Source organism: Flavobacterium sp. ALJ2 (genome assembly GCF_015594725.1).
Taxonomy (GTDB): Bacteria; Bacteroidota; Bacteroidia; order Flavobacteriales; family Flavobacteriaceae; genus Flavobacterium.
Map to the genome: position 1 here is coordinate 178,321 of NZ_JADNRC010000005.1, position 23,922 is coordinate 202,242.

The 23,922-nt window shown below is 31.7% G+C and carries 23 protein-coding genes; 15 read left to right on the forward strand and 8 right to left on the reverse strand.

Translation table 11 applies throughout. From position 1 onward, the window contains the following. Positions 1–104: 104 nt before the first annotated feature. The 15 genes from IUY40_RS07695 (at position 105) to creD (ending at position 13,130) form a co-directional block, all read left to right on the forward strand. Positions 105–2,123, forward strand: a complete 2,019-nt coding sequence (locus tag IUY40_RS07695) for a DUF349 domain-containing protein (protein ID WP_195736277.1) — start codon at positions 105–107, stop codon at positions 2,121–2,123. A 343-nt stretch (positions 2,124–2,466) separates the two neighbouring features. Next, positions 2,467–3,303, forward strand: coding sequence for a 50S ribosomal protein L11 methyltransferase (gene prmA / locus IUY40_RS07700; protein WP_195736278.1), 837 nt, complete (start codon positions 2,467–2,469; stop codon positions 3,301–3,303). 34 nt (positions 3,304–3,337) lie between these two features. Next, positions 3,338–3,613, forward strand: coding sequence for an ATP-dependent Clp protease adaptor ClpS (locus IUY40_RS07705; protein ID WP_195736279.1), 276 nt, complete (start codon positions 3,338–3,340; stop codon positions 3,611–3,613). Between the two features lie 69 nt (positions 3,614–3,682). Beyond that, the gene (locus IUY40_RS07710; protein WP_195736280.1) at positions 3,683–4,954 is read left to right on the forward strand and encodes a sterol desaturase family protein; all 1,272 of its coding nucleotides are present in this window, start codon (positions 3,683–3,685) and stop codon (positions 4,952–4,954) included. 9 nt (positions 4,955–4,963) lie between these two features. Beyond that, entirely contained in the window at positions 4,964–5,641 is a 678-nt protein-coding gene (locus tag IUY40_RS07715; RefSeq protein ID WP_195736281.1) for a lysoplasmalogenase, read from the forward strand. 138 nt (positions 5,642–5,779) lie between these two features. After that, on the forward strand, positions 5,780–6,229 hold the full coding sequence (locus IUY40_RS07720; RefSeq protein ID WP_195736282.1) for a 2-dehydro-3-deoxyphosphooctonate aldolase: 450 nt from the start codon (positions 5,780–5,782) through the stop codon (positions 6,227–6,229). 176 nt (positions 6,230–6,405) lie between these two features. Next, positions 6,406–6,723 (forward strand): hypothetical protein, encoded by a 318-nt coding sequence (locus IUY40_RS07725; protein ID WP_195736283.1) that lies wholly within the window; start codon positions 6,406–6,408, stop codon positions 6,721–6,723. Positions 6,724–7,529: 806 nt separating this feature from the next. After that, entirely contained in the window at positions 7,530–8,348 is an 819-nt protein-coding gene (gene kdsA / locus IUY40_RS07730) for a 3-deoxy-8-phosphooctulonate synthase (RefSeq protein WP_195736284.1), read from the forward strand. 16 nt (positions 8,349–8,364) lie between these two features. Further along, positions 8,365–9,207, forward strand: a complete 843-nt coding sequence (locus tag IUY40_RS07735; RefSeq protein WP_195736285.1) for a hypothetical protein — start codon at positions 8,365–8,367, stop codon at positions 9,205–9,207. An 83-nt stretch (positions 9,208–9,290) separates the two neighbouring features. Next, complete coding sequence (locus tag IUY40_RS07740; protein WP_195736286.1) at positions 9,291–9,896, forward strand: hypothetical protein; 606 nt, start codon at positions 9,291–9,293, stop codon at positions 9,894–9,896. A 31-nt stretch (positions 9,897–9,927) separates the two neighbouring features. Next, on the forward strand, positions 9,928–10,617 hold the full coding sequence (locus IUY40_RS07745) for a YiiX family permuted papain-like enzyme (protein WP_195736287.1): 690 nt from the start codon (positions 9,928–9,930) through the stop codon (positions 10,615–10,617). Positions 10,618–10,620: 3 nt separating this feature from the next. Then, on the forward strand, positions 10,621–10,917 hold the full coding sequence (locus IUY40_RS07750; protein WP_035625903.1) for a transcriptional regulator: 297 nt from the start codon (positions 10,621–10,623) through the stop codon (positions 10,915–10,917). A 64-nt stretch (positions 10,918–10,981) separates the two neighbouring features. After that, positions 10,982–11,434, forward strand: a complete 453-nt coding sequence (locus IUY40_RS07755; protein ID WP_195736288.1) for a hypothetical protein — start codon at positions 10,982–10,984, stop codon at positions 11,432–11,434. 4 nt (positions 11,435–11,438) lie between these two features. Next, positions 11,439–11,756, forward strand: a complete 318-nt coding sequence (locus tag IUY40_RS07760; protein ID WP_195736289.1) for a hypothetical protein — start codon at positions 11,439–11,441, stop codon at positions 11,754–11,756. 21 nt (positions 11,757–11,777) lie between these two features. Next, the gene (gene creD / locus IUY40_RS07765; protein ID WP_195736290.1) at positions 11,778–13,130 is read left to right on the forward strand and encodes a cell envelope integrity protein CreD; all 1,353 of its coding nucleotides are present in this window, start codon (positions 11,778–11,780) and stop codon (positions 13,128–13,130) included. A gap of 236 nt (positions 13,131–13,366) precedes the next feature. Here creD and IUY40_RS07770 read toward each other — a convergent pair whose 3' ends face one another. The 8 genes from IUY40_RS07770 to IUY40_RS07805 form a co-directional block, all read right to left on the reverse strand. Continuing rightward, positions 13,367–13,816, reverse strand: coding sequence for a MarR family transcriptional regulator (locus IUY40_RS07770; protein WP_195736291.1), 450 nt, complete (start codon positions 13,814–13,816; stop codon positions 13,367–13,369). An 85-nt stretch (positions 13,817–13,901) separates the two neighbouring features. Further along, on the reverse strand, positions 13,902–14,651 hold the full coding sequence (locus IUY40_RS07775; RefSeq protein ID WP_195736292.1) for an SDR family oxidoreductase: 750 nt from the start codon (positions 14,649–14,651) through the stop codon (positions 13,902–13,904). Positions 14,652–14,914: 263 nt separating this feature from the next. Further along, positions 14,915–16,294: a M20/M25/M40 family metallo-hydrolase gene (locus tag IUY40_RS07780; RefSeq protein WP_195736293.1), complete on the reverse strand. Its 1,380-nt coding sequence runs from the start codon at positions 16,292–16,294 to the stop codon at positions 14,915–14,917. A gap of 120 nt (positions 16,295–16,414) precedes the next feature. Next, positions 16,415–18,349, reverse strand: coding sequence for a discoidin domain-containing protein (locus IUY40_RS07785; RefSeq protein ID WP_229335455.1), 1,935 nt, complete (start codon positions 18,347–18,349; stop codon positions 16,415–16,417). 250 nt (positions 18,350–18,599) lie between these two features. After that, positions 18,600–19,385: a glycerophosphodiester phosphodiesterase family protein gene (locus IUY40_RS07790; protein WP_195736294.1), complete on the reverse strand. Its 786-nt coding sequence runs from the start codon at positions 19,383–19,385 to the stop codon at positions 18,600–18,602. A gap of 119 nt (positions 19,386–19,504) precedes the next feature. Further along, complete coding sequence (gene bglX / locus IUY40_RS07795) at positions 19,505–21,805, reverse strand: beta-glucosidase BglX (RefSeq protein WP_195736295.1); 2,301 nt, start codon at positions 21,803–21,805, stop codon at positions 19,505–19,507. Positions 21,806–21,815: 10 nt separating this feature from the next. Continuing rightward, the gene (locus IUY40_RS07800; RefSeq protein ID WP_195736296.1) at positions 21,816–22,517 is read right to left on the reverse strand and encodes a prolyl oligopeptidase family serine peptidase; all 702 of its coding nucleotides are present in this window, start codon (positions 22,515–22,517) and stop codon (positions 21,816–21,818) included. 15 nt (positions 22,518–22,532) lie between these two features. Further along, a complete protein-coding gene (locus IUY40_RS07805) occupies positions 22,533–23,906 on the reverse strand; it encodes a glucoamylase family protein (protein WP_195736297.1) in 1,374 nt (457 codons plus the stop codon). Between the last annotated feature and the right edge of the window lie 16 nt (positions 23,907–23,922).

The following is a 23,922-nucleotide window of genomic DNA, read 5'->3' on the forward strand; positions in this document are numbered from 1 at the left end:
ATTAAACTTAAACACACTATAAATAAAGGATTTATTTTGTAGTTCGGAACACCTTTAGTATCTTTCGCTCTAGATTTAAAGTAAAAACCTTATACATTGACAAAATGTTAGAAGAAAAGAATGATAACCTGCAAGAGGCAGATGGAAAATTAGAAATTGAATCTGCAAATTTCACTGAAAACAATGAAACTATTTCAGTTGAAGTTAATGAAAGAGAAGCGGAAGAAACCGTTGTGTCTGAATCTGAGAACAGTATAACTCCTTCTGAGGAAGAGTTGTCAGATAAAGAAACTGTTGCCGAAACTCAAAATAAGACAGCACTAGATACAATAACCAATTCTAATGCCGAAGAAAGTGAAGATGAAACGCTAAAAGAGCGTCATGACCTTCCGATGCATGATTATAATACTTTTTCGCTAGATGAACTAGTTGCAGAACTAAAAAAATTAGTTACATCCGATAAAGTTATGTCTGTAAAAGAGCATATTGAAGAAATTAAAAAATCTTTTTTGCTACAGTACAATCATCTTATCGAAGAAAAAAGAGAAGAATTCAATGCTGAAAATCAAGATCCAAACGAAGAATTTCAATATCACTCTCCGTTAAAAACAAAATTTGATGAATATTACAATATATTCAGAGATCATAGGAATGTACACTTTAAAAGTCTACAAACCAATCTAAAGTCAAATTTAGAAAACAGATTAGCTATTGTTGAGGAGTTAAAAGAACTTATTAACCCTCAAGAAAACATAAAAGACACTCTTAAACTTTTTAATGAACTAAGAGAAAGATGGAAAAATGCAGGCTCAATTCCAAAAGACAAATACAATCATGTATGGAATAACTATCACTTTCATGTAGAAAATTTTTATGATTATTTACATTTAGATCGTGAAGCCAGAGATTTAGATTTTAAACACAATCTAGAACAAAAACAAAAAATTGTTGCTCGCGTAGAAGAATTGGTAAACGAAGCCGATGTAACTAAAGCTTTTAGAGAACTACAAGATTTGCATAAAATCTGGAAAGAAGATATTGGTCCCGTTTCTAAAGAACACCGCGATGAAATATGGAATAAGTTTAGTGAATTAACTAAAAAAATTCATGATAAACGCGAAGTTTTATTTGAAAACATTAGAGGCTCAGAACTTGAAAACCTTGAAGTTAAGAAAAATATCATTTCACAAATTGAAGTTCTTGCTACCGAAAAAGTGAATACACACTCTTTATGGTTGCTACAAATAGAAAAAGTAGAAGCTTTACGTACTGCTTTTTTTGCAGCCGGAAAAGTTCCTTCAGATGTAAACGAGGCTACTTGGAGCACTTTTAAAACTGCCGTTAGAAATTTTAATACTTTTAAAAATTCATTTTACAAAGACATTAAAAAAGACCAAAACGACAATTTAAATAAAAAAATGGCTCTGGTTGCCAAAGCCAAAGAATTACAAGAAAGTACCGATTATGAATCGACTACTCCTGTAATGAAAAAAATTCAGGAAGAATGGAAACAAATTGGTCATGTTCCTAGAAAATACTCCGATAAAATATGGAAAGAATTTAAAGACGCTTGTAATAGTTATTTCGATAAACTTAAAGAGCAAAAAAATGAAGAAAATGGCGATGAAGTAGCTGCGTTTGAAAATAAAAAAGCTTACTTAGAAACTATTCGAGAATTCCAACTTACTGGTGATCATAAAACCGATCTTGATGCTATAAAATTGCATATCGAGACATGGAAAAACTTCGGAAAAGTACCATTTCCTAGACGTCACATCGAAGGTAAATTCAATAAGATACTAGATGCACTTTTTGAAAAATTAAGCTTAAGCAAAAAAGAAACAGAAATGATTCGATTTGCTAATAGAATTGATAATTTATCTGAAAATAACGACACAAGAAAATTAGACAACGAGAAAATTTTCTTAATACGTAAAATTGAAGAAGTTCAAAATGAAATTTTCCAATTGGAAAATAACATTCAGTTCTTTACCAATACGAAAAATGCTAAAAAAGAAAATTCAATAGTTCTGGAAGTTCGCAAAAACATTGCACTACACAAAGAAGGTCTTGACGTTTGGAAAGAAAAGCTACACCAATTAAGAAATTTAGATAATAACTAAATCTTTATTCAGTTTAAAAACAAAAAGAGCGATAATCAATTTATCGCTCTTTTTTTGCTTTATATTTAAGCTAGAATAAGTTTAATTGCAAAGTTTTACGCTAAGTTCGCAAAGCACATTAAAAAATAAAGCTTTGAGAATGAAGTCTTACTTACAAAACCTTTATGTACTTTATTCTTCTTTATCAACACAATTGCTATCCAATAACAAATGAATGGATTCCTTCTTGTTTTTAACTACATTCAGAATTACTTATTACTACAAACTGCAGGATAATAATTAGGTTATTCATTTTTTTGAACGATTTCAAGATTCGATTGCTACCTTTGCAAAAAAAAAAAATATGTCAAACATTTATATCGGGTACCACTTTACTATTGAACCTAAAGAACTAGGATCAGAAATACTAATTGCCGAATTAGGAGAGAAAGCATTTGAGAGTTTTACCGAAACTGAAACTGGAGTTTCTGCATTTGTACAAAAGGATTTATGGGATGAAACAATTCTAGAAGATATTCATATTTTACAATCGGATGAATTTAAGATTAAATATACATTCGAAGAAATTGAGCAAGTAAATTGGAATGAGGAATGGGAGAAAAACTTCGAACCTATTGATGTTGACGGAAATTGTCATGTACGTGCTCCATTTCATCCAAAAACAGATGCTGAGTTTGACATTGTAATCGAACCAAAAATGAGTTTTGGAACTGGTCACCACGAAACTACTCATATGATGATTCAGCATTTATTAGAAATGGATGTTAACGGTTTAAAAACCTTAGATATGGGTTGTGGAACAGCTATTCTTGCTATTCTTGCCGAAATGAAAGGTGCTCAGCCTATTGACGCAATTGACATTGACAATTGGTGCTATTTAAACTCTATAGAAAATGCTGAACGCAATAATTGCAAGCACATTACCGTTTACGAAGGTGATGCAGCATTATTAGCTGGTAAAAAATACGATTTAATCATCGCTAATATTAACCGTAATATTTTACTAAATGACATGCAAAGCTATGTTGATTGTTTGAACTCAAAAGGAACCTTATTATTAAGTGGTTTTTATGAAGAAGACATTCCTTACATTGATGCTTCGTGTACAGAAAAAGGGTTGAAATATGTTAAAAAATTTCAAAGAAATAATTGGGTTTCTTTAAAATATGTAAATTTGTAGTTAATCAATTACAACAGTACAAAAACTAAAAAAAATGAGTACTAAAGAAAAAGTAAAAGAAAGAGTTCGGGAAAAAGAAGCAATATCTTTTAATAACGAAATCATCGTTTATAATGACGATGTAAATACTTTTGATCATGTAATAGAAACTTTAATTCGTGTGTGCAATCATACACCCGAACAAGCTGAGCAATGCTCTTTAATTGTACATTACAATGGTAAATGTACCGTAAAAACAGGACCGATGGATAAATTAAAACCACAATGTACCCAACTTTTAGAAGCTGGTTTAAGTGCAGAGATAGTTTAATTTTATTACCAATAATTTAATAAATAGTGTAATTTATTCTATATTTGAATAAAATACACTATTTTTTTTATGGAAGAGTACGGGAAAATACTAATTATTGCAATGCCGATTTTTTTATTATTAATTATAATCGAGAAATCTTATGGTTTATATATAAAACAAGACCACGTTCCTCTTATAGATAGTGTGTCTAGTGTAAGCTCAGGAATTACGAATTCTGTAAAAGATATCCTGGGGCTTACCATTACTTTTATCTCGTATGAATGGCTAGTTTCTAAAATTGCCATTTATCACATAGAAAACACTATAATTACCTATTTAATTGGTTTTTTTGTCATTGATTTTTATGGTTATTGGAGTCATCGTTTATCTCATCAAATTAACTTTCTTTGGAACAAACATGCTATTCATCATAGTAGCGAGGAATTTAATCTTGCTTGTGCCTTACGACAACCTATAGCCAGCTTTATTAATTTGTTTACTTTTTTATTAATTCCTGCCGCCCTTCTTGGTGTTCCTGCAACTGTTATTGCAATTACATTACCATTACATTTGTTTTTGCAATTTTGGTACCATACTAAATATATTAAAAAAATGGGAGTTTTAGAACATATATTGGTAACTCCATCCCACCACAGAGTTCATCATGCTATAAATCCTGAGTATTTAGACAAAAATCACGCACAGATATTTATATTCTGGGATAAAATTTTTGGCACTTTCCAAGAAGAATTAGATACTGTTCCTCCTGTTTTTGGTATTACAAGACCTGCAAATACCTGGAACCCAATACGAATTAATTTTCAGCATCTTGCATTAATGATTAGCGATGCGTGGCGCGCTGAAAATTGGAAAGATAAATTCACTATTTGGTTTAAACCAACGGGCTGGCGACCAGAAAATTTTGAAGAAAAATATCCTGTCAATAAAATAACTGATGTATATAATTATGCTAAATATGGAACAGACAACTCTATAAAACTCGTTTACTGGTCGATTACTCAAGTTATGATAACCCTATTGTTTGTAAGCTATCTTTTTAGCAACATTGCAAAAATTGGTTTCCCAAATATCTTTTATTATGGTTTTTTTATTTTCATAACCATCTACAGTTACACTGAATTAATGGATAAAAATCATTTTGCCATTTTCTGGGAAAGTCTACGTTTAATAACGGTTCTTGTTATTATTTATCATTTTGGAGATTGGTTCGGACTTAATTCTGTTTTCCCTTTTGGTAATATTGTTATTATTGGATACCTTATTATTTCCTTACTAATCTCAATATACTTTGTGAAAATCGATTTCAAAAGTACAAAACCTGTTTTGGTAAACTCTTAAAAACAAACTATGAAAAGCCCTTTACTCTTGAAATTCTATATTGGTTTTAGTTTTTTTTATCTTTTAATTCTTCTTTATAATCTTGAAAACATTGCTTGGTATTTAAAAGGATTACTTATTCCTATTTTATGGCTTGCTGTTTACTTTTCTAGTGAGTTTCCTTCAAAAAAAATTCTCCTTGGTGCTTTATTATTTTCATGGATTGGTGATGTTATTTTATTATTTGCCAATATAGCTGAAATCTATTTTATACTAGGTTTGGTAGCATTTTTAATATCTCATGTTATTTATATTATTTTGTTTCAGAAACAAAACAAACCTGATGTTCCTAAAAATAAAGGTTCTTTCTTAATTGGCTTAGTTGTTATCTTAATTTATTTAGTAACTATGCTTTCTGTTTTGTTACCAAAACTTGGCGATTTACAAGTTCCAGTTATTATTTATGCTTTAGCTATATCAACAATGCTTTTCTATGCCTTCAATGGATATTTACTTTGGAAAAAGCCTGCAAATACTTACATCCTTCTTGGGGCTATTATTTTTGTTCTCTCAGATAGCATTCTAGCAATGGATAAATTTTATGAGCCTATTTATAAAAGTTCATTTTTTATTATGCTCACCTATCTTATGGCACAATATCTGATTGTAGTTGGTATATTAAAACTGAATTCCGTAAAAACAAAATAGAACGCTGATACTGATTCCTTTTTTTTCATGCAGATTTAGCAGATTTTTTTTAATCATTCAAATTCTTTTATCCCGATAGCTATTTGGAGAGTCAAAAAACCTTTTACATTTGTGCTTCCGATACAATAACTTTAAACCATGAAAAAAATAGCTCTTTTTATCATCTTACTTATTACCACTACATCTTGTGTTAGTACAAAATCTACTTTAAAAAATGTAGATGATAATGCGCCAAACCTAACCTTAACTAAAGACAATACTTTTGTAATTACAGCATACAGTAAAGACAAAAAATATGGCTACGACAAAGATTATCCTGTAAACATATTTTACAGAACATCTAAAGATGAGGTTATTAACCAACAGCGCTTTTTAAATGCTTTGGCTGGACCAAATGGCGAAAAGATAACTTATACGAAGCTTGAGAGTTGCTGCCCGTTTCCTTCTAAAAGAAGCGATATGGGAGCTGGATTTCTTGATGTTTATGAACTAAAATGGGAAGGACAGAAAAAACCAATCAATTTATATCTTAATATCTACGAAAAGGGAGTTTTGATGGTTCCACTTGGGTTGACATTGAAGAAATAATAGAGAGTTTTCAGTATTCAGTCACAGCAAACAGTCTTGACATAGAGTATTCACATCCTGAGGCGGAGTTGAAGGACAGTCTCGGTTTGCAGTTTACAGACTTAATGAGTAACCTCAATAATCAGTGTTAAGTTCCCTAACGTTAATAATAAAAAAGGCGAAAAAAATCTTATAAAATGTACGGAATATCACCTTTTATACTACTGGTAATACCTTTTTTGATTCAAATTATATGGGGATCCAAAGCAATTAAAAAAAAGATAAAATTAAATTTTGGTTACATATCTCTAATTACCATAACTTTACAAATACCTTTATCGATACTTTCTGTTTATATCGCTTCTGAAAATATAAATGCAAATTTTGAATATCAGAATAGATGTGGCTTGGTAATGCTCGGAATTGTTGCTTTTAATTTTCTTTTTGCAATTTTACTTTTAGTAACCATTATTGTACAGTTTTTTATTAAAAGATATTATGAAAAAAAGCAATAAATTATGCTTAAATCCAAAACAGTTTTTATAATTTTTATAGTTTTATCTGTAATTGTATTGCCTTATTGTATTTTCTATATAAATTCTGATTTCTTTTCTTCTCTAGTTCCTGGTTGGAATACAACTATCAATTCTCATAGAATTATTTCTGCCTTAATTAAATTTGTCGTTTTGTCTGTAGTAACATTTTACTATTGGAAACTTTCAAAATGACTGATAAAATAAATCTTAAAAAACTTATAATCCATCTTTTGTTTACAATCCTTGGCATTTTGATTTCAAAAATTAATCTTTATTCCTTACTTGATTTTAGCTCTCTTAATCCTGAAAATAATATATCTGCAATTCAAATCGCAGTGAGTATCAATATCTGCATAAATATAATATTTTTCTTAACACAAGCTTTCTTTGGGGTATTCTATATAAAGCTTCGAAAGAGAATCACTTCCAATAACAATCAAAATTCTTAATTCCTTAACAAGGGAAAGGAATTATACTACAAAAAACTAACCTTAGGTATGATAAATGTCATTTATCAGTTAATAGTAATGACTTAATATTGCCCTTGCTTAAATTGCATGGCATATATTTCTCATTGTTGCTTAGTCAACTGAGTTTAAAGTGGAAACCATTTTTCATCAATATCTACAGAGTGATCAGCTGTGGCTTGTGTAAAAAGCGAGAAAAAGAGTTTTAAAGAAAAATAGTACAATGCATAGAAGGAAATGCTCGTTAAAAAATTCCTAATTCTTAATCTGTAAATCGTAAATCATAACTACCTTTGCACTGTCTTAAAAATTCATACTATGAACATACAACATATTCCACAAATTAAACATACAGATAGCGGTAATTTCTTTTTACTTGCAGGACCTTGCGCCATAGAAGGTGAAGAAATGGCAATGCGTATTGCTGAAAAATTAATTGGTATTACCGACAAACTTCAGATTCCTTATGTTTTTAAAGGGTCGTTTAAAAAAGCTAACCGTTCTAGAATCGACAGTTTCTCTGGAATTGGTGACGAAAAAGCATTGAAAATTCTAAGAAAAGTTTCTGAAACTTTTCACGTTCCTACCGTAACTGATATTCATACTAATGAGGATGCTGAAATGGCTGCTCAATATGTTGATGTTTTGCAAATTCCTGCATTCCTAGTACGCCAAACTGATCTTGTTGTGGCTGCTGCCAATACTGGAAAAGTAGTTAATTTGAAAAAAGGCCAATTTATGAGTCCTGAAAGCATGAAACATGCTGTACAAAAGGTATTGGATTGTAACAATCAAAACGTGATGGTTACTGATCGTGGTACTATGTTTGGCTACCAGGACATGATTGTAGATTATAGAGGAATCCCAACAATGCAGCAATATGCTACAACAGTTCTTGATGTAACCCATTCATTACAGCAACCTAATCAAACTGTAGGTGTGACTGGTGGAAGACCTGATATGATCGAAACTGTTGCTAAAGCTGGTATTGCTGTAGGCGTTGACGGTATTTTTATCGAAACTCATTTTGATCCTGCTAACGCCAAAAGTGATGGTGCAAATATGTTGCATTTAGACTATTTTGAAGATTTAATGACTAAACTAGTTGCCATCAGAAAAACCATTAATCAATTTTAATTTTAAACTTATTACATTGAAAACTAATTTTATTTTATTTTTCTTGTTGTGTTTTTCAGTAAATACTTTTGCACAAGAACAAATAACAGTACAAGACAAATACACAGCACACAATAAAGGAAAATTCTTCGTTTCTTGGGGTGGTAACAGAGAAAGTTACAGTAAATCAGATGTTAACTTTAGAGGGAAAGATTACAATTTTACTGTTGAAAATATGTCTGCTCATGACAAACCAAAAGGATGGCATATGGATTATGTTAATCCTGCAAGAATGACTATTCCTCAAACTAATTTACGTTTAGGTTATTTTTTTAGCGACCATTACAGTGTAACGATTGGATTGGATCATATGAAATATGTAATGACTCAAGATCAAACAGCAATTGTTAACGGATATATTAATTCACCTGAAAATCATAATGGTATTTACAACAATACACCTGTGGATTTTACAGATGGAAAATTCTTAATGTACGAACATACAGATGGTTTAAATTATATTAATACAGAGGTTTCTAGATTCGATGATGTTTCAAAATGGTTTGGCTTACCTAATACAGATAAATTTCAAATTAATTTGACTGAAGGTTTAGGTGCTGGAATTTTATACCCTAAAACAAATACAACACTTTTAGGCAAAGATCGTCATGATGATTTTCACGTTTCTGGATATGGCGTATCTGCTAAAGCCGGAATTAACTTAACTTTCTTCAAACATTTTTACATCCAAGGAGAGTTAAAAGGTGGTTATATCAACATGCAAGATATTAGAACTACCAAAAGTAGCGATGATAGTGCTTCTCAAGACTTTTTCTTTTTCCAGAGAATTATTGCTTTCGGAGGTATCTTCAGAATATAATTTACAAATTCATAAAAAATAGTCATCATTATATTTGGTGACTATTTTTTTTATTATTTACTTTGTAATTCAAAGTACTTTTTATGAAAGATAAATATTTACAAGACATTAGTGAAATAAAAAACATGATGAATAAATCTTCTCAGTTTATTTCATTAAGTGGTTTATCCGGGATCATGGCAGGAATATATGCTCTCATTGGTGCACATATCGCCAATGGCCTTATTGAAAGGCATGTGGGTTATTATGTCACTCTTGAAAGCAAAACTTTTAAATTGATTGTATTAACAGCTTTTTTAGTATTAGTTTTCTCCATTGTTACTGCAGCAATTTTGACTGTGAGTAAAGCAAAAAAAGAAGGTGAGAAAATATGGAATACCACTTCAAAAAGAATGTTAGTCAATTTTTTGATTCCGCTTGTTTCTGGTGGTGTTTTCGGCTTACTTTTACTCCGAAATGGTTATTATGGCTTAATCGCCCCTGTCACTCTCCTATTTTATGGATTAGCTTGTGTAAATGCTAGTAAATATACTTTGAGAGATGTGCGCTATTTAGGAATTACAATAATTATCCTTGGCTTAATTGCAACTGAATGCTCTGGTTATGCTCTTGAATTTTGGGCACTGGGTTTTGGTGTTTGTCATATTCTATACGGAAGTATTATGTATTTTAAATACGATAGGAAATAATTTTTATTAGCCATAATTCAAAAAACAAAACATGAAAAAATTTAAATATATTTTTGCTGGAGTTACCTTAATTATTAGCTTTTGTTTTGCGTTATATATTACTAAGCAATTTTTCCCGAACGATCCTTTTTCCAAAGCAACCGTTGAAAATCCGAAGCTAAAGAATACTTTGTTAGATAAAATTCAGCCAGGTGATTTAATTTTTCAAACCTCAGAATCTCCCCAATGTGAAGCTGTTAGAATTGCTACAAATTCTAAATTTTCTCATTGTGGAATAGTTTATATTCTAAATGGCAAACATTTTGTTTTTGAAGCAGTTCAACCTGTAAAATTAACTCCTCTTGACGAATGGATTCAGCATGGTAAAGATCAAGATTTTCTTGTAAAACGATTAAAAGACACCACTGCTTTAACTCCTACTGTTATTGAAAAAATGGAAATTTATAGTCGAAATTTTCTTAATAGCGATTATGATTCCTATTTTGGCTGGTCTGATGATAAAATGTATTGCTCTGAATTAATTTGGAAGATTTATAAAAATGGAGCCGGTATCGAATTATGCCCGTTGCAAAAATTAAAGGATTTTAACCTAACTGATTCAAAAGTTAAAGCCAAATTAAAAGAACGATATGGAAACAATATTCCGCTCGAGGAAGATGTAGTTGCCCCTTCGAATATTGTGGACTCGAAATTATTAAAAACAATAATTGATACCTATTAAAAATTGAAAAGCATCATTCAAAATATAAATAAAGCCTTTGACCATCGAATTCGACTTGGAATCATGTCTGTATTGATGGTCAATGATTCGGCTGATTTTAGTACTCTGAAAGAGCTTTTGGGCGTTACGGATGGTAATCTTGCAAGTCATGCTAAAGCATTAGAACTAGAAAACTATATTGAAATACAAAAACAATTTATTGGCAAAAAACCCAATACCAGTTATAGGGCCACCAAAGATGGTAAACTTGCATTTGTTGCACATATTGATGCTCTTGAAAAATTGATACAGAAGAAGTGAGCCTTTTTTTTACCTATTTACTTTGAAATACAAAGTACTTTTAAAAAACCAAACCTCAAAAAATATGAAGGATTTATTAATAGAAAAAATGTACGAGTTATCTAGAAAACCGTATCAGAAGTACATGAAGAAAAATGCTCCTTGGGAAATAAACAAGACTGAATTACTTGCTTTTCCTGAAGGAAGTTTAGGATATGGTTTGGGAAATTTTCTTCATATAAATAATTTTGATATTCAAGCTAAATTAGAAGATCATGACATCATTCATGTTTTAACAAATACTGGGATTTCGGTAGTGGATGAAATAGGGATGCAATACTATCTTTTGGGTAATCGAAAAAAGAGTTTGTATTTGTTTATGGTGATATTATCAGGAACTATCTTCTATCCTACTCAACTCGGGTATTTCTTAAAACAATATAAAAGAGGAAAGAAAGCGATGCCTTTTTATTATTTGGATTTCTCCAAAATGTTATTCACCCCAATTCAATCAATTCAAACAACTTTTAAAATTTAAAATTATGAAAAACGTAATTAATGAAGAAAAATTTGAAGGTAGAGCATCAACTGAACTCACCATCGGGAGTTTTATAATTTGTTCTCTTTTTTTCATGCTCTTTGTACTTGTAAAAGACAACTCTTATATATTGATTGTAGGCTTTCTTTTTACTGTTGTCGCTTTATTTCTTAATGCTATTATGTTATTTCATTTATTAGAAAGTTATATTTCTTTACCAAACCAAAGGGATTATATAGGCCGAAAAATTCTGATTCTGTTATCAAACCTTCCTATTGCGCTTTTGTACTATACAATCATTATCAAACTTAATTTATTATAAAATATTTAAAATTTATTTACAATGGAAACAAACGAAACTCCAAAACCTAGCTCTATTTTTCAGTCGAACTCTGCCAAAATGATTATGGTAGGCTTGCTTACTCTATTTTTACTGATTCCTCTAGAATACGTGAAGAATTTGATCACAGAACGCTCTTATAGACAAAATGATGTTATTGCTGAAATCAATGACAAATGGGGAGAAAATGTGTATATCTATGGGCCAATATTAAAGGTTCCGTATACTTCTTATCAAGAAACGGTAACTATAACCGAAAAAACAAATGAAACGATAATGCAAAAAGTAGCATCTACAAAATATGCTTATTTTTTTCCTGAAGAATTAAATATTAATTCAAACACTGATACAAAAATCCTCAACAGAAACAATTATGAATCAGCTGTGTTTACGACTAAAATGCAATTTAAAGGGAATTATATTCAACCTGATTTTAGCAGTAAAAATATTTCCCCAGAAGCAATTCAGTGGGATAAAGCAACTATTTTAATTAAAACTACGAATCTAAAAAGTATAAAAGAGGAAGCAAAAATTAAATTCGGAACTACTAACTATGTTTTTGAACCTGTATATAATTCGGCTAAATTGGATGGTACTGAAGCTCTTGAAACGGGTTATATAGATTTAACAAAAATACTATCGACTCCTAAGACTGATTATAATTTTGATATCACTTACAATGGCAGTAAGCAAATTAAAATTGTTCCGATTGGGAAAACTACAAATGTTGAGATGAAATCAAATTGGACTTCTCCTAGTTTTACTGGTAATTTCTTGCCTGATGATAAGACAAAAAAGATAAGCGAAACTGGATTTATTGCAAATTGGAAAATCTTGCATATCAACAGAGCATTCTCTCAACAAGCTTTTGATATTCTGCCTGATTTAAGTTCGTATAGTTTTGGGGTTGACTTTGTGATTCCTATAGATCAATACCAACAAAATGAGCGTGCATCTAAATATGGTTTTCTTGTTATCGGACTTACATTTTTGATTTTCTTTTTAATCCAAAATATGAGCAGAATCAGTATTCATATATTCCAATATTCAATGATTGGTTTGGCTCTAATTATGTTTTATACTTTATTGATTTCGATAACTGAACATAGTAATTTTACCAAGGCGTATATATTATCTGGAATAGCCGTTATATCACTTATTACTGCTTATTCGTTTTCGATTTTAAAGAATAAAAAGTTTCCAATTTTTATTGGATTTTCACTTACTGGATTATACACCTTTATTTATATTATTATTCAATTAGAAAATTATGCTTTATTGGTAGGTAGTATTGGGTTATTTCTAATTCTTGCAGCAATAATGTACTTTTCTAGAAAGATAGATTGGGGTAAGTAACTAACCAAAAGAAGTCGTCTCAATACTAGTTTAAACTGCCCAAAAAAGTTAGACACCATTTGGAATATCTTTTTACGCTATAAAGGTTATGCTCCTATGCGTTAAAAATAATTACATCCAACTGCTTAATATAATTTCAGATAGTTTGTAAGTCTGTAAACTATCTGAAATTATATTTTAAAAATTAACTCTATTTTTTAGCTTACTTAACTCCTAAATTAACGAGATAACTTATTTTATATCTCTATCTTTTTTATTTTCTTCAATAAGTAATTTAACTGATCTACTTCCTGATCGGATAATTCTCCGTAGACTTCCTCATCAAGTACATGAAGTTTTTTATTGACTTTATTTAGTAACGTTACTCCTTCTTCAGTGATAATAACAGCAATTAAACGCTTATCAGATGCTACGGTTTCTTTTACTACTAATTTCTTTAAAACTAGACGATCTACCAGACGTGAAACCCCAGCGTTTTTTTCGGCCATTTGAGCCAATATATCAGAAGTAGATAACGCTTTATGATTCTCTTCTAATATTTTTAAGACATTGTACTGTTGAGAAGTCAATCCATATCTAGCAAAGAACAATTGAGATTTAGTATACGCCCAATTGAAGGTTTCAAGTAGATTTAAACCTAATTCTCTTTTTATAGAATGAGGAGTGTGTTTTTTATCAAAAGCCATAATTTTATCTGTAAAACAAGATTAAAAAAAAAAGAAGAAGCTATTCTTCTTCTTTTTTCTTTAAAACATCTTTCAAAGATACTAATTATTGAATTAAATAGCCCCCATCTACAGGTAAATAGGCTCCTGTACAATAGCTAGCATCATCAGATGCTAAAAATAAAAATGTTTTAGCAATCTCTTCTGGTTTCCCTAATCGCTTCATTGCTGTTTTTGATTTTAAATACTCGGCTACTCCAGATCCTGCATTGTCCATTAATATTGGAGTTTCAATATATCCTGGGCCAATTATATTGACACGAATATTTTCTGTTCCGTTTTCCAAAGCTGCTGCTTTTGTTAATCCCACCACACCATGTTTTGAAGAAACATAAGAGGCAATTCCCATATCTGTAACCTGACTCATTACTGAACCGATATTAACAATCGATCCTCCGCCTTGTTTACGCATTTGCGCAATCTGATATTTCATCCCGTAAAACACACCGCTCAAATTTACTGCAATCACTTTATTCCACTCTTCAAGTGTTTTTTCATTAATATGGCTTAAACTTCTGTCCACAATACCTGCATTATTTAGAGCTACATCCAATCTTCCAAAAATTCTTACTGTTTCATTTACCGCATGTTCCACTTCTTCCGGTTTAGAAACATCACATTTTACATAGGCAGCTTTACCTCCTGCTTTTTTTATTTCTTCTACTACCTGAGAAGTCTCACTTAAATCAGCAATCATTACCGCTGCTCCTTCTTTTGCAATAGCTAGTGCTGAAGCTTTTCCTATTCCTGAATTACCACCTGTAATAAAGGCAACTTTGTTTTCAAAACGTTTCATCTTTTATATTTTTTTAAGTTATTTTATTAAACATCAAATTTAATGATTAGTCATTAATATTTAATCAATGAATAGTTAAATTAAGCATAAAACAATAAAAAAATATGCAAATCAAACACTTAATAAGAAAAATAGTTCCAGTTAGATTTATAAAAAACAATACTTAAATATAAAAAAGACAAAAAAATACCTCCAAATAGTACAAGACTTTTTGGAGGCAATTCTAATTAGGTAACTTATACTTTACAAAAAATAGGGAATAACTATTTTGTCAAGATTCCATTTTGATCAATTAGATATACTAATGAAGCCATTGTTGCAGCTCCTAGCTCTAGTTCTCTTTTGTTGATTGCATCAAATTTATCATTGGCTGCATGGTGATAATCAAAGTAACGCTGTGAATCTGGCTTTAAACCTGCTTTAACAAGTGTTTTAGACGTTAAATGTCCAATATCTGAACCACTGTGCCCTTTTACAAAACTATGTATTAAATAAGGCTCAAATAATCCTTTGTAGCTTTCGATTTTCTTAAAGTTTTCATCATCTGTTTCAAATGAGAAACCTCTTGGACTGAATCCTCCTGAATCGCTTTCTAAAGCAAAAATATGATTCTCTTTATTTTTTTGTGCCATTTCTTCATACATAGCTCCTCCTCTACCTCCATTTTCTTCATTCATAAACAAAACTACACGAATTGTATTTTTAGGTTTATAACCAAGATTTTTAAGAATACGTACTACTTCCATACTTTGGACTACTCCTGCCCCATCATCGTGTGAACCATCGGCTAGATCCCAAGAATCAAGATGTCCACCTACAATCATAATATTTTGTGGGTTTTCTGTACCTTTCATTTCTCCTATCACGTTATGTGACAATACATCTGGTAATTGCTCACAAGATTGTTTGAAATAAAATTTTAAAGTTGGGTTTTTCTTTAAAGATTTACTTAATAATTCGGCTCCATTTGTACTTATTGCAGCCGTTGGTATATATTCAGATTTTGGTAAGTCACCATAACTTTGCGTTCCTGTATGTGGATAATCATCTAATCTTAAATTCATAGAACGAACAATTGTTCCTACTGCTCCAAATTTAGCAGCTTCTTTTGCTCCTGCATATCTTTGATCTACGCAACCTCCGTATGATTTAAAAGTCTCAACATTTTCAGGATCCATTGGTCGGTTAAAGAAGACTATTTTGCCTTTTACTTTGGCACCTAATTCATTTAATTCTTTAATCCCTTGTACTTCTATCACCTCTGCAGTAACTCCTGTTTTTGGTGTAGCGATCGATCCTCCCAATGCTGTAATTGGTACTTCAGTTTTAATTTTATTATCTAAAATATAAGCTGTTTCTTTTTCTCCACGAACCCAATGTGGCACCATTACTTCCTGAAGATATACTCTGTCTAGACCTATACTTTCTAACTGATTTTTTGTGTATTGCACTGCCTCAGCTGCGTTCGTTGAGCCTGACAAGCGTCCTCCAATATCATTAGACAGGTATTCTAACCATGTATAACATTTAGAATTAGTTAAAGCTGCTTTGTAAATAGATTTAATATTCTTTTCATCGGGAGTTTGCGCAAATGCAGTTAATCCACTTAAAAATAAAATAGTTAATAAAGATGTTTTTTTCATTGGTTATATGGCTTTTGAAATTAGTTAACTTTTAGAAGTTCTTTTAATTTCAAAAATAAACAAATTTCTCTGTAACTCTAGTGCGTTTTTCTATACGTTTTCAGAAAATAGAATCTGTAATTATTTCACTTCGATGATTTCATTTTTTACACTTATTCCATTCTCATTAAAAGCTTCAATTGTAAAATAATAGTTAGTTCCTTTATCTAGTCCTCTAAAATCATATGAACTTTCATTATAAACCATTATACTGTTGTATAATTTATCAGGAGAAATTCCGTAATAAATAGTATAACCAATTGCATCTGATTGTTTTTTCCAACGAATCATTGCGTTACGAGAATCTGTAGCACTTCTTTCTACTTTAAATTCAGAAACTGGTTTTGGTTTTTCTAACAATCCGTTTCCAAAAACTCTGAAATCTGATACTGCAAATAATCCTGAAGCGTTATGGATATTCACCATTTTTATATAGCGCGCCTTAATTGGTTTTGTTAGTTCAACATAATCATGAGGTACATCTTTATCATTTCTAGACTTATCTACAACCAAAGTCCAATTTTCAGCATCATCGGACATAAAGATTTTATACTGATAATATATATCCATTGCCTTATTGTATTGTGTTGCTTTATGGTCGGCATAATTAATCTGCAGCGCCTTTATTTCCATCTTTCTGCCTAAATCGAGCTGTAACCATTCGCCAGGATTACTCGTTTTTGCCGACCAATAGGTTTGAATATCTTCATCGGTTAAATTACTGGCACCATAACAAAATTTTTCAAACACTTTTTTTCCTCCGTTATCCACTCTATGTGTTTGAACTTCCATACAATCTTCTGATGAAGAAACGGTTACTGGCTTTTTATACGAAAGTAACATCCATCCTGCAGAAGCCCCTTTGGTCTGATCACGCTGTTTCGTTGGTAAAACTATCGGGAAATCACCATAAGATGTAATAGAATACATTACGTCATCTTTGTCAAATCCTGCTGGAAACATATCAATACGACGCTCAAAACGGTCTTTTATTGAGATTTTACATGTTCCTGTATTCCAGTAATTCCCATAATTATCAGCAAAGGTATTTCCGTGTCCTGCTCCTATTACAAAACCTCCTGGTTTGTATGACATCGGATTGTGTTTTTGGTAAACAAATGGTCCTAACGGATTATCTCCTACATGTACTCCATTGGCGTAGCCTTTAAACTCTGTAGCTGGTGCCCCGTATTGCATATAATATTTTCCGTTGTGTTTGGTCATCCAAGCTCCTTCGATAAAATTTCCCCAAGGTGCTGGCTCCATATCATTATTAGGCCCAAAACGTTCCCATCCATGATTTGCAGGATCTAAACCTACAACTTCTTTTATTTCGCCATAAGGATATTGAATATCCTCTACTTCGGTTGCAGCGTATAGTTTTGCATAATCCGCCTGATTTCCTACTGGAAGCCATGTTTTATAATCTACTTCGGTACCAACTAAAGGCAATTTTCCGCTTGAGCCATAATACATATACACTTTTTTATCATCGTCCTGAAAAATTGCAGGATCCCAAGTTGGCAACATCGCAGTATCTACATGTCTTGTCCATCGCCCCGATTTTGGGTTAGCCGTTTTCCAGACAGGATGATCTTTTTTCCAGGTTGAACCTACATAAAACATCGTGTCATTTACAACCCAAGCTGCTGGTGCACACTGATCATCATCGGCTGGTCGTCTTTGAAAGCTACTATAAACAAATTTCCAATCGGACATATCTTTACTCCAAAAGAATCCTGCTTGATTGGTACCAAATAAATAATATTCGTTTTTATACGTAATAATTACTGGATCGGCACTCGAACGACGTGATTCTGGAATTCCGTTATGATTCTCGGTCGTATAATTGTAACCAATATTTACTGGATTGCAATATGTTGATGCTGTATTATTGGGATCAAACCAATCGGTTTTTCCAAGAAGATTAGTTTTGGGTTCTGATGTATGAATTTTACATCCTACCAAAAATAACAAAAGTGCTATTGAATATAGTTTATACCTGTTTTTCATCATGATTATTTTATATTTTATAGAGAATCTTACTTTAATCTTATACGCTGAGAATAATCAATAAAAATTTTGTTTAACACATAGAAACATAAATTTTATGTGCAAAAAAGAACTGAAAAAGAAATACATTTCTTTCACATAGCTAGAACTCTGTGCTTTTTAAATAAGCAAAACGCCTATTATGAATTTACAAAATCTATGTTTCTATGTGTTAAAATTGATTATACTTAATGAGTTAGAATCTTATAAAATTCTATTTTTTAATCTTTATTCTTTCACTTAATAACTCTGGTTCATTGGTCGTTATGTAGTTAAAGTTATTCTCGATAATCCAATCCATATCGCTAACATCATTAACCGTCCAAACATTTAAAGTAATGTTATTATCCTTTGCTTCTTTTATCCAATCTGGATGTTTTTTAAAAACAGAATAATGATAATCAACACCCGAAATATTATCAAGTTTTACTTCTTTTGGTGATTTATTACCTTCTAGATACTGTAAAGTCGTTTTGGTATCGACTTCGCGAATTTGCTTTAAGATTTCATAATCAAAACTGATATATGTGGTTATCTTTTCAGCTTTAAGCTTCTTAACTGTTTCTACAACTTTCAATGCAATTTTTTTTCCTCTTTCCTTACTTACTCCCGAAGGTTTTATTTCGCATACCAGAGTTGTGTGTTTGTTATTTTTCTGTCCTTCTAAAATATATTCTCGTAAGGTTGGCAACTTTTCTCCATTAGAGAGTTTAAACTTTATTAAGTCAGCATATTTTGTTTCTTCTACAATTAGTTTGTTATAATGTGGGTCGTGATTTATAACAAGCGAATCATCGACTGTCATGACTACATCAAATTCTGACCCTACCGCTTTTAAATCGATAGCATGCCTAAGTGCTGCTATAGAGTTTTCTGGTAAATTGTTTTTTTTCCAAGCCCCTCGATGTGCAACAATTCCGTTTTTGGTGACATTACAAGAAGTAAAAACAAATAATATAAGCATAAAAGAGAATGCTCTAAATATTTTAATAATATTCATTGTATTTATAATGTATTAAAAATTAATAGCTGTTGAGTTTATCTATATTTTAAATTAAAAAAAAGGCCCTCCGTAACCAATAACGAAGGGCCAAAACATGAATCAATCCAACCAACCAATTAATTGATTAACTCAAAACTAACTTTCTTCTCTGCATTTGAATCAGTTCCAACAAATACGTCGAATTGTCCTGGCTCAGCAATAAATTTTAAATCAGAATTGTAAAATTTCAAATCTTCAACAGTAATTTCAAAATTCACAGTTCTTTTTTCTCCTTTTTTAAGGTCTATTTTTTGGAATCCTTTCAGCTCTCTTACTGGTCTTGTAACAGATCCTACTAAATCTCTTATGTATAACTGAACTACTTCTTTACCATCATAATTTCCTGTATTTGTAACATCAACAGTAACATTTAGTTTTCCTGTGAAGTTCATTTTATCAGATGAAATTTTTAAGTTTGAGTAATCAAAAGTTGTATAACTTAATCCGTAACCGAAAGCGTATAAAGGCTCGTTTCTTTCATCCATAAAGTTAGATCTGAATTTCTCGAATTTTCCTTCTTTGTTTGCAAGTGGTCTTCCTGTATTTTTTTGGTTATAATAAATAGGTACTTGTCCTACACTTCTTGGGAATGTAGATGTAAGTTTTCCTGAAGGATTTTCATCTCCAAACAAAACATCTGCAATTGCATGTCCTGCTTCGCTTCCTGCAAACCAAACATTAAGAATTGCGGGGACAGTTTCGCTTTCTTCTTTTATCACTAACGGACGACCATCAAATAAAACTACAACAACTGATTTTCCTGTTTTTAATAATGCTTGTAATAAATCTTTTTGTGCTTGTGGAATTTCTAAGTTAGTTCTACTACTACTTTCTCCGCTCATCTCTGCAGATTCACCAATTGCAGCAACAATTACATCTGATTGTGAAGCTACTTTTAAAGCCTCTGCAAGCAATTCTTCCTTAGTTCTGTTATCACGGTGCAATGTTTTACCAAACATCGTTGCTTTCTCTTCAAATGCAGCATCATAGTCAAGATTACTTCCTTTTGCGTAAAGTACGTTTGTTGATTTTCCGGCAACATCTTTAATTCCTGCTAATAATGAAATAGCCGTTTTCATATTTGTAGCAACGCTCCAAGTACCTGGCATATTTTCTTTGGCATCAGCCAATGGTCCAATTACTGCAATTGTTCCTGATTTTTTTAAAGGCAATAATTGATTTTCGTTTTTTAATAAAACCAATGATTGCGAAGATATTTTTCTAGCTTCGGCTCTATGGCTTGCTGTAAAAATCTCTGTTTTAGCTCTTTTTGGATCACAGTATTTATATGGATCTTCAAACAATCCTAAATCGTATTTTGCTTCAAGGATAAGACGTACCGCATTGTCTAATTGTTCTATGCTTACTTTATTCTCTGCCAATGATTTTTTTAATGTCGTAAGGAATCCTTCTCCTACCATATCCATCTCTACACCTGCGTTTAATGCTAATGCTGATACGGTTTGTAAATCACCCATTCCGTGATCAATCATTTCAGGAATTCCTGTATAATCGGTAACTACAAATCCTTTAAAACCCCATTCTTTTCTTAAAACATCAGTCATTAACCATTTATTTCCAGTTGCTGGAATTCCGTCAATTTCATTGAAAGATGCCATAACTGAACCTACTCCTGCATCTATAGCTGCTTTGTATGGTGGGAAATATTCATTATACATTCTTATTCTACTCATATCTACCGTGTTGTAATCACGTCCTGCTTCTGGTGCACCATATAAAGCAAAATGTTTTACACATGATAAAATAGTATTGTTTTTAGAAAGATCGTGTTGTTGGTATCCATTTACCATTGCTTTTGCAATTTCGCTACCTAAATATGGATCTTCTCCTGAACCTTCAGAAACTCTACCCCAACGTGGATCACGAGAGATATCTACCATTGGCGAGAATGTCCAGTTAATACCATCGGCACTAGCTTCTTGTGCTGCAATTTGAGCACTTCTTTCTATAGCTTTCATATCCCAAATACAAGATAATCCAAGCGGAATAGGAAATGTAGTTTCATAACCATGAATAACATCCATACCAAAAAGCAATGGGATTTTTAATCGGCTTTTTTCGACTGCAATCTTTTGTACTTCTTTTATCTTTTGAACTGATTTAATATTGAATAGACCTCCTACTTTTCCTTCTTCAATATTTTTAGCAACATTAGAACTATTAGCCTGACCAGTTGTTATATCTCCTGAAGTTGGTAAATTTAACTGTCCGATTTTTTCATCTACTGTCATTTTAGACATCAACTCCGAAACGAACTCTGATCTTGGCTTAATTTTTACAGTTTTTTTGGCTTCTTTTTTCTGAGCATAACTCAAAAAAGCACATCCTAAAAAGAGTATTACTAATTTGTTTTTCATTCTATAATTTTTATTTATTTCTTACTTGTTTAAACATCCAGTCATAAATTTCTTGGTTGTCATATACTCTTGACCAACTATCATGACCTGCATCATCAAAAATGGTCAACTCTGCATTGCTATTACATTTTTTCAATTCTTTATAAATTGTAATTGCATAATCTATATTCACGACATCATCCACTAATCCATGAAAAATTCGTGTTGGTATCTTTGCTATTTTACAGGTTTGTTCTAATTGAATTAAATCTACAAATCCCGAAATAGGAACTATTGCTGCAAACATATCCGGATGTGCAAAAGCCAAGTTCCATGTTCCCCAACCTCCTAAACTTAATCCTGTAACATAAATTCTATTAGAATCGATATTGTTTTCTTTCTGGATTTTTAATATCAATCGGTATAAAACTTCTGCATCCCATTCTTCATTCTCCGGACATTGTGGAGCAAGAACATAAGCATCTAGTTTATGCTCTTTTAAATACTTAAATGGTCCATGAATTTTTACTTTCTCTATATCGTTTCCTTTTTCGCCAGAACCATGAAGAAAAATTAGCAATGGTTTCTTCTCTTTTATATCCGCTGGAATATGCAATGCGTACCCTAGTTCATGTTTTTGAATGATTTCGGTTTTGATCTTCCCATTTACAGTTGTTTGAGCAAAAGAAATGAACGAAAATAATAGAGCTACTACTGCTAATTTATGCTTCATATTAAAACTATTTTTTTAGAATCCGTATTTACCTGAGTGAAAACCTAATCCTATCAATCCTTGTTTAACTTCTGGAGCATTCATAAATAATTTCCATAATAAACCTGAACGATAGTTTTCTAGCATCACTACTTCTGGGCCTTGGTCTATCGCCAAATAGCGTTGCGCTGTCCAGCCGTATTGTAAGCTACTAGCATCATAAAATCCTGCTACTCCCCAAGTATCTTTTTTATGATTTTCGTATAAATTACGCATCACTGCAATAGATTCTTTCGGTGTATAAACAATTGAGCTAATTGCCGCTGTTGGTGCAATAACTCCTACATCATTACTTGGCATGTGTGCATTGTAACCTGTAGTTCCGTCAGGATTTCTAGAATAAGATGCAGTTAATCCCCAATAATCAGAACCGTATCCTTTAAATTTCTTAGGATTTTCTACACAATATTCATAATCGATTTTAACGTGATTTACATTAAGATCCCAATAGTTTGCATATTTATCAGTTAATTGATTTGGATCAAGTCCAACATATGAATAATGTGCCCAAAATAAAGGACCTCCATATTCTTCGGCTCCATTATGTTTTAAAATCAGGGGAATATTATATTTGGTTTTATCCGTAACTATTTCCCCGTTTCTTGCCCAACCTTCGTGATATTCTTTCGGCGTAATTGGGTGTGTTGGCGAAGCTGCCGCCAGTATGTAAGTAATTAAACATTCGTTATATCCTTCTAGAGGAAAGTTCATTTGCCAGTCGTATGTAGGCGACCAATGCCAATACAAGAAATTCTTGTTATTGGTGTACCATTTCCAGTCTACTCCTTTCCAGAGTGCATCATATTTTTGAGCAACTGCTTTTTCAGCATCTGAACCATTTTTTAAGTATTCGCGAACTGTAATCATTCCGCTAACTAAAAATGAGGTTTCGACTAAATCTCCTCCATTATCTTTAGTTCCAAATGGTTTTACTTTTCCTGTATTTCCGTCAATCCAGTGTGACCAAGCTCCATGAAAACGATCGGCTTTGTCTAGGAAATCAGCTATTTTATTCAGTCTCTCAACACCTTCTTTTTTTGTAATGTACCCTCTTGACATTCCAGATACAATCGCCATTAACCCAAAACCCGAACCTCCGGTCGTAACAATATTAGCATCATTTTCGGGATAAACCCCATCAGGATGATAACGTTCTCTTGCCAGTCCTGAGTTTGGTTCAGCATAGTCCCAAAAATACTTAAAGGTTTGTTTTTGCACTACATCCATAAGCTCTTCATCCGATAGTTTTACAACTAAGGGAGCTACTGTTGCATTTTCTTTTGAATTGTTCGCAGTAGAACCACATCCAAAAAAAACAAAAGACATCAATAAAACTGAAATTCTAATCATTATAAAAATTTATGCA

Excerpts from the sequence above, each read along its gene's own strand:
- kdsA (WP_195736284.1), top strand. The coding sequence starts at position 7,530 with ATGAACATACAACATATTCCACAAATTAAACATACAGATAGCGGTAAT.
- IUY40_RS07695 (WP_195736277.1), top strand. The coding sequence starts at position 105 with ATGTTAGAAGAAAAGAATGATAACCTGCAAGAGGCAGATGGAAAATTA.
- IUY40_RS07755 (WP_195736288.1), top strand. The coding sequence starts at position 10,982 with ATGAAGGATTTATTAATAGAAAAAATGTACGAGTTATCTAGAAAACCG.
- IUY40_RS07740 (WP_195736286.1), top strand. The coding sequence starts at position 9,291 with ATGAAAGATAAATATTTACAAGACATTAGTGAAATAAAAAACATGATG.
- IUY40_RS07780 (WP_195736293.1), bottom strand. The coding sequence starts at position 16,294 with ATGAAAAAAACATCTTTATTAACTATTTTATTTTTAAGTGGATTAACT.
- IUY40_RS07725 (WP_195736283.1), top strand. The coding sequence starts at position 6,406 with ATGTACGGAATATCACCTTTTATACTACTGGTAATACCTTTTTTGATT.
- prmA (WP_195736278.1), top strand. The coding sequence starts at position 2,467 with ATGTCAAACATTTATATCGGGTACCACTTTACTATTGAACCTAAAGAA.
- IUY40_RS07715 (WP_195736281.1), top strand. The coding sequence starts at position 4,964 with ATGAAAAGCCCTTTACTCTTGAAATTCTATATTGGTTTTAGTTTTTTT.
- IUY40_RS07745 (WP_195736287.1), top strand. The coding sequence starts at position 9,928 with ATGAAAAAATTTAAATATATTTTTGCTGGAGTTACCTTAATTATTAGC.
- bglX (WP_195736295.1), bottom strand. The coding sequence starts at position 21,805 with ATGAAAAACAAATTAGTAATACTCTTTTTAGGATGTGCTTTTTTGAGT.
- IUY40_RS07805 (WP_195736297.1), bottom strand. The coding sequence starts at position 23,906 with ATGATTAGAATTTCAGTTTTATTGATGTCTTTTGTTTTTTTTGGATGT.
- IUY40_RS07760 (WP_195736289.1), top strand. The coding sequence starts at position 11,439 with ATGAAAAACGTAATTAATGAAGAAAAATTTGAAGGTAGAGCATCAACT.
- IUY40_RS07770 (WP_195736291.1), bottom strand. The coding sequence starts at position 13,816 with ATGGCTTTTGATAAAAAACACACTCCTCATTCTATAAAAAGAGAATTA.
- creD (WP_195736290.1), top strand. The coding sequence starts at position 11,778 with ATGGAAACAAACGAAACTCCAAAACCTAGCTCTATTTTTCAGTCGAAC.
- IUY40_RS07720 (WP_195736282.1), top strand. The coding sequence starts at position 5,780 with ATGAAAAAAATAGCTCTTTTTATCATCTTACTTATTACCACTACATCT.
- IUY40_RS07705 (WP_195736279.1), top strand. The coding sequence starts at position 3,338 with ATGAGTACTAAAGAAAAAGTAAAAGAAAGAGTTCGGGAAAAAGAAGCA.
- IUY40_RS07775 (WP_195736292.1), bottom strand. The coding sequence starts at position 14,651 with ATGAAACGTTTTGAAAACAAAGTTGCCTTTATTACAGGTGGTAATTCA.
- IUY40_RS07710 (WP_195736280.1), top strand. The coding sequence starts at position 3,683 with ATGGAAGAGTACGGGAAAATACTAATTATTGCAATGCCGATTTTTTTA.
- IUY40_RS07785 (WP_229335455.1), bottom strand. The coding sequence starts at position 18,349 with ATGATGAAAAACAGGTATAAACTATATTCAATAGCACTTTTGTTATTT.
- IUY40_RS07800 (WP_195736296.1), bottom strand. The coding sequence starts at position 22,517 with ATGAAGCATAAATTAGCAGTAGTAGCTCTATTATTTTCGTTCATTTCT.
- IUY40_RS07790 (WP_195736294.1), bottom strand. The coding sequence starts at position 19,385 with ATGAATATTATTAAAATATTTAGAGCATTCTCTTTTATGCTTATATTA.